Genomic DNA, 10,171 nt, shown 5'->3' with positions numbered 1-10,171 from the left:
CGACAACGCCCGGCGTGCCCGACTTGCCACCCGCCGAGAACACCGCCAGGATCACCCATGAGCACCGCCTCCTGGCTGGGTATTTCAACCGCCAACTGGTGCATTTACTCAGACGCACCTCGAGCTCCACTACGAAAGCCTCATCGAGCTGGCCCACCCGGCATACACCGTCCACTACGACAGCCGACCACCCGAACCCGTCTACGACGAACCACCCTTCTGACTCAGGCCGTGACGGCGGTCGGCACAGTCGCGAAGCACGGGCGGCGGGCAACTAGCCACGCAGAATGCGCCTCCTGGCTCAGCCCGTGGAAGCCCAACCTTCACCTCGCGCCAGTTCCGTTGCTGGTCAAGGAAGTTCGCGGTTTCTGTTACCGCATCGAGGTGCCGACGCCGGCCGAGACGGTCACCTTCTGAGACCGCGGCTTTAGCAGCCTGTCGTGCCCGCGAGGCGCAAAACCTGCTGCCATACCCAGCGGACCTCGCGTACGCTCGCCGGCATGTTGGTTCTCGGCACTGCCTCGCTGCGCCTGCGCAGCCGCTGACGGCGGCGAGCAGCACTCCTTCGTGACGCTCCCCGTCCCCGGAGTCCCCGCCGGGCGGCGTCTTCGTCATGCCCGGCTCCGAACCGACCACGGAGCGAAGCAGTGCCAACCCATCACCACGGCCGACACGAGCACGGCCAGAATTTCCTGACGGACCGCACCACGATCCGCCAGATCGTCGACCTGGTCCGCACCACCGACGGTCCGATCATCGAGATCGGGCCCGGCCGTGGGGCCATCACCCGTGACCTCATCCGCCTGGGTCGACCCCTGACAGCTGTCGAGGTCGATGCCCGCCTCGCCGCTCGGCTGCACCGCGAGCTAGGACGAGCAGTCACCATCAGGCATGGGGACTTCCTCGACTTTCGGCTCCCCACCACGTCGCACGTGATCGTGGGCAACCTGCCCTTCCACCAGACCACCGCGATCCTGCGCCGGATCCTGCACGGGCCTGCCTGGACTGAAGCGATCCTGTTGGTGCAGTGGGAAGTTGCGCGCCGGCGAGCCGGCGTGGGCGCCTCCACGATGATGACCGCCCAGTGGGCGCCATGGTTTGACTTCGACCTGATATGCCGCGTGCCCGCCCGTGCGTTCACGCCGCGGCCGGGCGTCGACGGTGGCCTGATGATGATCCGACGTCAGGCAAATCCCCTTGTGTCGCAGCAAGACCGCCGCAAGTTCCAAGCCTTGGTGCACCGGGTCTACACCGGCTCGGGACGAGGCCTGGGGCAGGTCCTCTCGCGCACCACCACCCTCGGCTCACCGCGGCATGCAACCGACTGGCTGCGATCCCACGGGCTCTCTCCCCACGCCCTGCCCGGCTCCATGGGCCGGTCAGCGTGGGTCGACCTGTTCAAGACCACCCGAGCCTCCCCGCCGGGCAGAGGCAGGCGATGACCTCCTGTCACCCGGCTCAGGACTGAGAGCGCAGGTAGCGGCCGAAGTGCGGCACGGTGAACGCGATCCGGCCGCGCTCCCCCGAGTAGATCAGACCCTTCTTGAGCAGCGCATCCCTTGCAGGAGAAAGGGACTGCGGCTTCTTGCCCAGGATGCGCGCCACCTCCGAGGTCGGCACCGACTCGATCTCGTCGACGTCCTCGCCGGCGTCGACCGCGGCCAGGGCGGCATCGGCCATGGCCCGCAGGTACTCGCGCTCGGCCGGAGTCGCCCGCTCGTACCGGGACCCGAAGAACCCGACCCCGAGCTCCGCCTCGGCCTCCGGCGCCGCCACCGCCACGTCGTCCGCGGTGATCGGTGAGCGCGGGGCCACGTCCCACGCCACCTTGCCGTACGCCTGGATGAAGTACGGGTAGCCGGCGGTCGCGGCATACATCGCCTCCAACGCCTCCGGCGTGAACGACGCGTCCTCGTCCGACGCCGGGGCGACGAGCGCCCGGTCGGCCTCCGACCGCCCGAGCCGGTCGATGCGTTGGTAGCGGAACAGCCGCTCGCTGTACGACTTCGATGCCGACAGCACTGCGGGCAGGTGGGGCAGCCCAGCCCCCACGACGATCACCGGCAGCCCCGACTGCGAGATCTCGTGGCACGCCGCGCACAGCGCCGACACGTCGTCCGGACCGAGGTCCTGCATCTCGTCAATGAACACCCCCACCCCGCGGCCGACGTCGGCGGCGAGCCCACCGACGTCGGTCAGCAGCTCGACGAGGTCGATCTCGATGTCGCCGGAGTCCGCACGACCCACGACCACGGCCGCGTCGATGCCGGGGTTCCACTTGTCCCGCAGCTTCACCCCGGCCCCGGCCTCGCGCTGCGCGAACCCCTTGATCACGCCCAGCACGTGGTCCACCTGGTCGCCGGCCGGGTGCCCGAGCTCGCGCACCGCGACGTGCAGGGCCGCCGCCAACGGACGCCGCAACGTCTGCTCAGGGCGAGCCTCGAGCTTGCCGGTCCCCCACCGCGCCCGAACCGCCGCCGAGCGCAAGGCGTTGAGCAGCACCGTCTTGCCCACGCCCCGCAGGCCGGTGAGCACGACCGACCGCTCGGGGCGCCCGCGCGCCACCCGCTCGAGCACCACGTCGAACGCATCGAGCTGGTCGTCGCGCCCCGCCAGCTCGGGCGGGCGCTGACCGGCACCGGGGGCATAGGGGTTCCTGATCGGGTCCACGATCGCAGCGTATGCCGGTTTATAGCGATTCTCCGAGATTTCGCGATACGTGGGAATCGTGTCCGATCGACGACGCACCCCGGCAACCGCTGGCCGCGCCGGTGGGACCGTCGGGACCACGCGGCATACCACTCGTCGACCGGCCCCACCGGTGACCCGGATTCGCCGCGCGGCCCAGGACATTTCGGACGAACGTGACAAGGACCAACCCGCTTGCACACCAGGAGGAACAGGATGCCCCCCACCTTCCCGACGGTCGACCGACGCGCCTTCCTCGCCGGCAGCGGCGCGATCGCCGTCGCCGGTGCCGGCGCCACCGCACTGCGCGCCGACGCCAGCACCGCCGTCACCACGACCACGACCACTCGCGCCGTCAGCTTCGCGCCGCCCAGCCCGTTGTCGCTGCTGCAGAAGATGCTCGGCTTCGACACCCAGAACTTCGGCCAGGGCGGCAAGACCCGCGCCCACGCCGAGTGGCTCAAGTCGGTCTGGGACGCCGCGGGCGTCCCCGCCGAGATCATCCCGACGCCGCAGCCCGACAACGTCCACCTCGTCGCCCGCATCAAGGGCACCACCTCGGCCGCGCCCCTGCTCCTGCTCGGCCACTCCGACGTCGTCCCCGTCGAGCGCGAGAACTGGAGCGTCGACCCGTTCGCCGGCACCGTCAAGGGCGGCGAGGTCTACGGCCGCGGCGCGCTGGACATGAAGGGCGCCAACGCCGCTAGCATCGCCGCGCTGCTGCGCCACGTCTCCCGCGGCGCCAAGTTCGAGCGCGACATCATCGTCCTCACCGACTGCGACGAGGAGGCGGGCAGCTACGGCTCGGGCTGGCTCGCCAAGCAGCACTGGGACAAGCTCGACGCCGGGATGGTACTCACCGAGGGCGGCTGGTTCCTCGCCCAGAGTGACCGCACGACACCGATGCTCATCACCGTCACCCGCCAGGACAAGGTCTACTTCAACCTCGATCTCACCGCCCGCGGCACGGCCACCCACTCCTCCAAGCCCATTCCCGACTCGGCCATCGTCGGGCTCTCTCGAGCCGTGGCCGAGATCGGCGACTGGAAGGCTCCGGTGCACCTCACCAGCGTCACCCGCCAGTACTTCGAGGCCCTCGGCCGTGCCACCGACGACCGTGCCTTCGCCAAGGCAATCCGCTTGATGCTCAAGGCCCACAGCCAACGCTCGCTCGAACGCGCCGCGGCGTTGGTCGTCAAGCTCTCCGACTACCCCTACCTCCACAGCGCCCTCCTGCGCACCACCACCGCGTATGTCATCGAGAAGGCGGGCTACAAGGAGAACGTCATCCCCAGCGAGGCCACCGTGCGGGTCAACTGCCGCGGCATCCCCGGCGGGGAGAAGCCGCGCGACTTCCTGAAGTCGTTGCGGCGCAAGCTGTCCGACCGCGACATCGACGTGGTCCTCGTGGCTCCAGAGGGCACCAGTGAGGCCGACTACCTCGACCAGCTCGACGCCCGCTGGGCCACCAAGCCGGCCGACACCAACACCCCGCTCTACCGGGCCATCTCCCAGGCGGCGGTCCAGACCTACCCCGGCGCGGTCTTCTCACCGGCGTTGTTCGAGGCAGGCACGAGCCTCGGGCCGTGGCGCGAGCGGGGCATCCCCGGCTATGGCGTCTATCCCTACGTCATCGACAACGACCAGCTGATCGGCATGCACGGCAACGACGAACGCATCTTCGTCGAGGCCCTCGCCAAGGGCACCGACTTCATGGAGCGCGTGTTCGACCGGTTCCGCGCCTGAGCGTTACCCGCGCCGGGCAAGAGCGTCAGGTATGCCGCGTGGTCGCCGCGACCACGCGGCATACCTCGGTCGTCAATCACCTTGCAGGACAGGGTGATTCGGGCGACCGCGACCTGCGGTCAGCGGCGTCGCTTCTTGAGGTAGGCGACGAGCTCGTCGTAGGCGCCCGTCTCGTTGCTGTAGAGGGCGTAGTTGCGCGCGGTCTCCATCCACTCGTGGATCGAGGGACGCACCGACCGCACGGCGTCAACGAGCTGCTGCTGTGTGATGGGACGCACCTGGCCGGCCCGCATCGACTCCTCCATCGCGGCCTCGGTGGCCTGCTCGCACACGAGCGCGAGGTCGGCGCCGGAGAGCCCGTCGGTGGCCTTGGCGAGCTTGTCGAGGTCGAGCGGATCGGCGGGTCGGCCGCGCAGGTGGTAGCGCAGGATCGACAGCCGCGCCTCGGCGTCCGGCGGCAGGACGAGGACCGTACGGTCGAAGCGCCCCGGCCGCAGGAGCGCGGAGTCGATGTCCCACGGGTGGTTGCTTGCGGCGAGGACGAAGAGACCGTCGTTGTCGGTGGAGGCACCGTCGAGCTCGGAGAGCATCTGGTTGACGACGCCCCGCATGGCCGAGTTGCCGCGCAGCTGGGCGCGCTTCTGGCCGAGGGCGTCGATCTCGTCGAAGAACAGCAGGCACGGACGGTTGCGGCGGGCCGCGTCGAAGATGCTGCGCAGGTTGCGCTCGCTGCTGCCGATGTACATGTCGAGCACGTCGGACAGCCCGACCTCGTAGAAGCTCGCGCCGAGCTCGCCGGCCAGTGCCCGGGCGATGAACGTCTTGCCGCACCCCGGCGGGCCCCAGAGCAGCAGACCGCCACGCAGGGACTTGCCGAACTGCATCCGCAGCTCGGGGTTGCGCATCGGCGTGAGGAACGACAGCTCGAGCCGGCGCTTGACATCGGCGAGCCCGCCCACGTCGGCCAGGGTCACCCCGGCGACCCCGAGGGTGCCGAGCTCGGGCTCGGCGAGCGCGTCGGCGTCGGCCCAGTCGGCCAGCAGCTCGGCTGCCGTGTCCGGCACGGCCATCGCGTAGGCCGGGCCGTCTTCGCGCGGTGGGCTGTCGTCACCCGTTGCGTGGCCCGCGTCGGACTCCCCTGACACCGGCTCGGGTGCCAGCGGCTCGTCGCCGAGGGCGTCGGCCAGGCGCCGGTATGCCGCGGCGCGGTCGCCGTGCCCTGTAGCCGTCGCGGCTGCCGCCGCGACCCGCAGCACGGGCACGTCTGCCGGGCGGGCGGCCAGGACCGTCGTCGCCTCCGCGAGCGCCTCGTCGGGACGTCCGGAGTCGAGCAGGAGCCGGGCGAGATGAGCCCGCACGTCGTGGTTGTCCGGATCCGCGGTCAACGACGCACGCAGGGCCTCGATCACCGGGTCCATCGACACGCTGGGAACGGTACCCGAGCAGGTGTGCCTCCGGGGCGGCATTCGCCGGACCCGACCTTGGCCTGAAGCCGGGACGAGGGAGCCATCGCTCCGTTAGCGTGTGCGCGCGACCGGCGCGACTGCGCCGCACCGACACCGGAGGGGGCGACCGTGGGCGACACGAACGCAAGGCGTGGCCACGCGATGCTCCAGCTCGGTCGGGCAAAGGAGGCAGAGGGCTTCTTTCGTGAGGCCTTGGCCGAGGCGCCCGACGAGGCCGACCACCACGTCGGGCTGGCCCACGCGCTGCACGGCCAGGGCCGGTTCTCCGACGCCCGCGACGCTGCCCGCGAGGCCCTACGCACCGAACCCGACCATGTGGGCGCCCTGTCGATGCTCGCCTCCGCCCACGGCGGCCTCAAGGAGTACGCGGCTGCGATGGGCGCGGTGCGCCGCGGTCTCGAGCTCGCGCCACAGCTCGCCTTCCTGCACCGCCAGGAGGGCGCGATCCTGATTGCCATGGACCGGCCACAGGAAGCGGCCTCCAGCCTGGAGCGTGCCCGGTCACTCGACCCCGAGGACTCGGAGGTGGCTGCCCTCCAGGGCGCCGCGGCATTCAACTCACGTCAATTCGACGACGCGGCCCGGTTCGTGGGTGAAGCCCTTGCCCTCGACCCCGACAACGCCGAGGCCCACCGCCTCCGCGGCCTGCTGTCGCTGCGCAAGGGTGGGGGCCGCGACGCGGTCGGCGCCCACCAGCAGGCGATGCGGCTCGACCCGACCGATGCGGAGTATCGCGAAGGCATGGCGGTCGCCATCAAGTCGCGCAACCCGCTCTACGGGCTGATGCTGCGCTACGGCGACTGGTACTCCGGACTGTCCGGCGGCCACCGCTGGCTGGTGTGGTTCGCGCCGTTCATCGCCACCAAGGTCCTGCGGCCGTTCGACGACCACCTCTGGGCGCGAGTGCTGCTCGTGCTCGTGTACGGGATCTTGGTGGTGTCGTGGACCATCGAGCCCCTGATGAACGCGACTCTGCTGCTGCGGCGCTACACGCGCAACCTGCTGCCGCGCGCGACGCGGCTGGCGACGTACACGTTCCTGGCCTTCTTTGCCGCCGCTGTCTCCTGTGCTGTCGCAGGTGTCGTCACACACTCGGGTGACTGGTACCTCGTGGCGATCGGGCTGAGCCTGTGGTCGGTCGCCGCCGGTCACTCGCACACCGTGCTGCAGGCGCGGCGGCGGCTCACCGTGTGGCTGCAGGCCGTGGGCGGCCTGCTCGGGATCGGGGCCGTCGTGACGACCGCGCTGGGCCTCGGGGCGGGAATGCCCCTGTCAGTCGGGCTCATCGTGACCGGGATCGCCATGCTCTGGTACACGAATTTCGCTTGATACCAAGGGTATTCGCCCTTGCCTCGCCGCTCAGCGACGGCTGCGGCGATTGACCATGTGGCCGACGACGGCCGGCACCCACCCGGTCTCACCGCGCATCCACCGACCCGCGACGAGGTTGTGCGGCACGACGACGAACGCGCCCCGGAAACCCTCGGTCAGCGCGAGGTCGGTGCCGAACACGTCGGTCACGACCTGCCAGTCGAGATCGGTGTGCCGGTCGAGGTACTCCCCGATGCCGATCGCGTAGCGCTCGACGATGGCCGCGTGGTCGTCGGCCGCCGAACTCGACTGCTCGGCCGCCCTCCACGCCCGGTATGCCGCGTCGAGCCCTGCGCCGATCGAGGCGAGGTCGTCGACGTCGACGCCTTCGGCGGCGAGCGCCTCCAGCCCGTCGCTGATACGGCGCCGCTCGTCGGATCCGAGGGGTTCGACCACGGGCTCGAGGAGGTCCTCGCCCGCGACCAGCTTCGACCCGGCGGCGGCGGACGCGGCACCGGCGTCCTCACCCCACGAGCCGGACTCGTCCTCCGACGGTGGGTCGGCGTCGCGTCCCTTGCGCCCGAACCAGGCCATGACGACCTACTTGACGTCCGGCTCGCCCTGGTCGGCCACGAGCGGCTTGCCCGCGGCCTGCCACGCCTTCATGCCGCCGTCGAGGTTGGCGACGTCATAACCCTGCTGGGTCAGCCAGGCCACCGCGCGGGACGAGCGACCGCCGCCGCGACAGGTGACGGCGAGGGTGCCGGCGTCCGGGTCGGGCAGCTCGGCGAGCCGGGCGGGCAGGTCGCCGAGCGGGATGTGCACCGCGCCGGGTGCGTGCCCGGCGTCCCACTCGTCCTGCTCACGGACGTCGAGGATGACGGCGTCATCGGCGACCTGGTCGACCGGTAGCTGCGGAATGCTCATGCGTCCCATCGTGCCACCCGGGGTCATCGCACCGGGAAATGCGGTGCGTGCCCGCGGCGATGGGGGCAAAGTGGACCGGCGTGAGGAGCCGGGACGCCGCGATCGAGCGCGTGGTCGCCGCGACCCGGGATCGGGTGGGCGACCACCCGGCGCTGTCGGGCGTCCTCGACGGGCTGACCGGGCTGCTGCACGACGTGGCGACGCAGTGGTCGCTGGTGCTCGGCGACGTCTACACCGAGGGCATCGGCGCCCCGGTCATCGCGGTCGAGGCGGCCGGCGAGCCGGCGGTCCTCAAGATCGACCGGCCGGGAGCGGCGCTGGCAGCCCAGGTAGCCACCCTCACCGCCGCCGCTGGTCGTGGGTATGCCGAGGTGCTGGCTGCGGACGTGGAGCGCGGCGCCGTGCTGATGGAACGGCTCGGGCCGAGCCTGGCCTCGAGGCGCCTGCCGCCGGGGGCGCAGCTCGACCACCTGGCAGCGGCGCTGCGGCTGGCCTGGGAGGTGCCGCTCTCGTCCCCTGCACAGTCGGTGGCAACGGGCGCGGGCGGCGCACTGCTCGACAAGGCTGACCAGCTCTCCGGCATCGTGCGGCGGTTCCGCAGACCGGACGACGCCGAGCGATGGGGGCCTGCGCTCGACCGGGCCGACGAGCTGGCGCGGCACCTGTCCGCCAGCCGGGGCGGCATACCCGTCGTCTGGTGCCATGGCGACCCGCACCAGGGAAATGCGTTGCAGTCCAACGGAATCCCGCGATTCAAGTTCGTCGACCCGGACGGCTTCGGGTGCGAGGCGGAGTACGACGTGGGGGTCACCCTGCGCGACTTCAGCCGTGAGCTGCTCACCCGTGACGCATCCAGTGCCCGTGACTGGCACGACGGGCTGTGCGAGCAGGCGGCCACGGCAACCGGCACGGACGTGCAGCGGGTGCGGCAGTGGGCGTTCGTCGAGCGGGTGACCACCGGTCTGTACCTGCGCTGGTTCCGCGACGACGAGACGGCCGAGACGTTCCTCGACTCGGCGATGCTGCTGGCCCCGACCGCCTGACCCCGTCGGTAAGTCACCCAATTGGACGATGGTTGACGTCAACGATCTTCCATTTGGGTGACTTACCGACGGGCGGTGTCCTGGGGTGCTGGGGGTGCCTCGGGGCTACTTGAGCAGCCGCGACATGCGGCGGTCGGCCAAGGGCTTGCCGCCGGTCTGGCAGGTCGCGCAGTACTGGAGCGAGGAGTCGGCGAACGACACCTCACGCACCACGTCACCACAGACCGGGCACTTCTCACCCGTCCGCCCGTGCACCCGCATCCCGGCCCGCTTGGCGTCCTTGAGCTCGGCCGCGGGCTTGCCCGACGCGGCAGCGACGGCGCCCGTCAGCGTCTCGCGCAACGCGGCATACAACCGGTCGACCGCCTCGTCGTCGAGGCTGGAGGCCATCGCGAACGGCGACATCTTCGCGGCGTGCAGGATCTCGTCGGAGTAGGCGTTGCCGATGCCGGCGATGAAGCCCTGGTCGCGCAGCAGCCCCTTGATCTGCGAGCGCCTTCCCTTGAGCAGCGCAGCAAACGCGTCGCGGGTGAACTCCTCGGCGAGCGGGTCGGGACCGAGCGTCGCGATGCCGGGCACGTCCTTCGGGTCACGGACGAGGTATGCCGCGAGCCGCTTCTTCGTGCCCGCCTCGGTGAGGTCGAAGCCTGACCCGTCGGAGAAGCGCACCCGCAACGCGATCGGTGACTTGCCCGGGCGCAGGACGGTGTTCGGCATTGCGTCCGACCAGCGCAACCAGCCGGCGCGGGCCAGGTGGAAGACGAGGTGGACGCCGTCGCAGTCGAGGTCGACGAACTTGCCGTGCCGCGACACCGAGTCGACCGGCACGCCCTCGAGCGCCTGCGGTGGCGGGTCGAAGGTCTTGAGCACCGAGAACGACCCGAGCTCGACCCTGGTCACGGCCAGCCCGACGACCCGCTCGCCGAGGAAGTCGACGAGCGCCTGGACCTCGGGCAGCTCCGGCACGCGCCCATCCTGTCACGCAACCCG

At 70.8% G+C, this 10,171-nt stretch carries 9 protein-coding genes; 4 read left to right on the top strand and 5 right to left on the bottom strand.

Annotation, left to right across the window (positions count from 1 at the left end):
• The first annotated feature begins 647 nt into the window (after positions 1-647).
• Positions 648-1,442, top strand: coding sequence for a 23S ribosomal RNA methyltransferase Erm (erm, locus tag HJG52_RS19775; protein WP_171245363.1), 795 nt, complete (start codon positions 648-650; stop codon positions 1,440-1,442).
• A 16-nt stretch (positions 1,443-1,458) separates the two neighbouring features.
• Here erm and HJG52_RS19770 read toward each other — a convergent pair whose 3' ends face one another.
• Positions 1,459-2,670, bottom strand: coding sequence for an AAA family ATPase (locus tag HJG52_RS19770; RefSeq protein WP_171245362.1), 1,212 nt, complete (start codon positions 2,668-2,670; stop codon positions 1,459-1,461).
• Positions 2,671-2,904: 234 nt separating this feature from the next.
• On the opposite strand from HJG52_RS19770, the gene HJG52_RS19765 reads away from it, so the two are divergent.
• Positions 2,905-4,434, top strand: coding sequence for a M20/M25/M40 family metallo-hydrolase (locus tag HJG52_RS19765; RefSeq protein WP_171245361.1), 1,530 nt, complete (start codon positions 2,905-2,907; stop codon positions 4,432-4,434).
• A gap of 119 nt (positions 4,435-4,553) precedes the next feature.
• On the opposite strand, the gene HJG52_RS19760 is transcribed toward HJG52_RS19765, so the two are convergent.
• Positions 4,554-5,852, bottom strand: a complete 1,299-nt coding sequence (locus tag HJG52_RS19760; protein WP_240978289.1) for an ATP-binding protein — start codon at positions 5,850-5,852, stop codon at positions 4,554-4,556.
• 156 nt (positions 5,853-6,008) lie between these two features.
• Between HJG52_RS19760 and HJG52_RS19755 the strand changes: the two genes are divergently transcribed.
• Positions 6,009-7,229, top strand: a complete 1,221-nt coding sequence (locus HJG52_RS19755) for a tetratricopeptide repeat protein (RefSeq protein WP_171245359.1) — start codon at positions 6,009-6,011, stop codon at positions 7,227-7,229.
• Between the two features lie 30 nt (positions 7,230-7,259).
• On the opposite strand, the gene HJG52_RS19750 is transcribed toward HJG52_RS19755, so the two are convergent.
• Positions 7,260-7,805 carry a DUF3806 domain-containing protein gene (locus HJG52_RS19750; RefSeq protein ID WP_171245358.1) on the bottom strand — a complete coding sequence of 182 codons (546 nt, stop codon included), beginning with the start codon at positions 7,803-7,805 and terminating at the stop codon, positions 7,260-7,262.
• A gap of 6 nt (positions 7,806-7,811) precedes the next feature.
• Complete coding sequence (locus tag HJG52_RS19745; RefSeq protein WP_171245357.1) at positions 7,812-8,147, bottom strand: rhodanese-like domain-containing protein; 336 nt, start codon at positions 8,145-8,147, stop codon at positions 7,812-7,814.
• A gap of 71 nt (positions 8,148-8,218) precedes the next feature.
• Between HJG52_RS19745 and HJG52_RS19740 the strand changes: the two genes are divergently transcribed.
• A complete protein-coding gene (locus HJG52_RS19740) occupies positions 8,219-9,181 on the top strand; it encodes an aminoglycoside phosphotransferase family protein (protein ID WP_171245356.1) in 963 nt (320 codons plus the stop codon).
• A 105-nt stretch (positions 9,182-9,286) separates the two neighbouring features.
• On the opposite strand, the gene HJG52_RS19735 is transcribed toward HJG52_RS19740, so the two are convergent.
• On the bottom strand, positions 9,287-10,147 hold the full coding sequence (locus HJG52_RS19735) for an Fpg/Nei family DNA glycosylase (protein ID WP_171245355.1): 861 nt from the start codon (positions 10,145-10,147) through the stop codon (positions 9,287-9,289).
• Positions 10,148-10,171 lie beyond the last annotated feature (24 nt).

The organism is Knoellia koreensis (assembly GCF_013041615.1).
GTDB classification, from domain to species: Bacteria; Actinomycetota; Actinomycetes; order Actinomycetales; family Dermatophilaceae; genus Pedococcus; species Pedococcus koreensis.
Note: the sequence above shows the minus strand (reverse complement) of the source record. Positions and strands in the feature narration are given on the sequence as shown.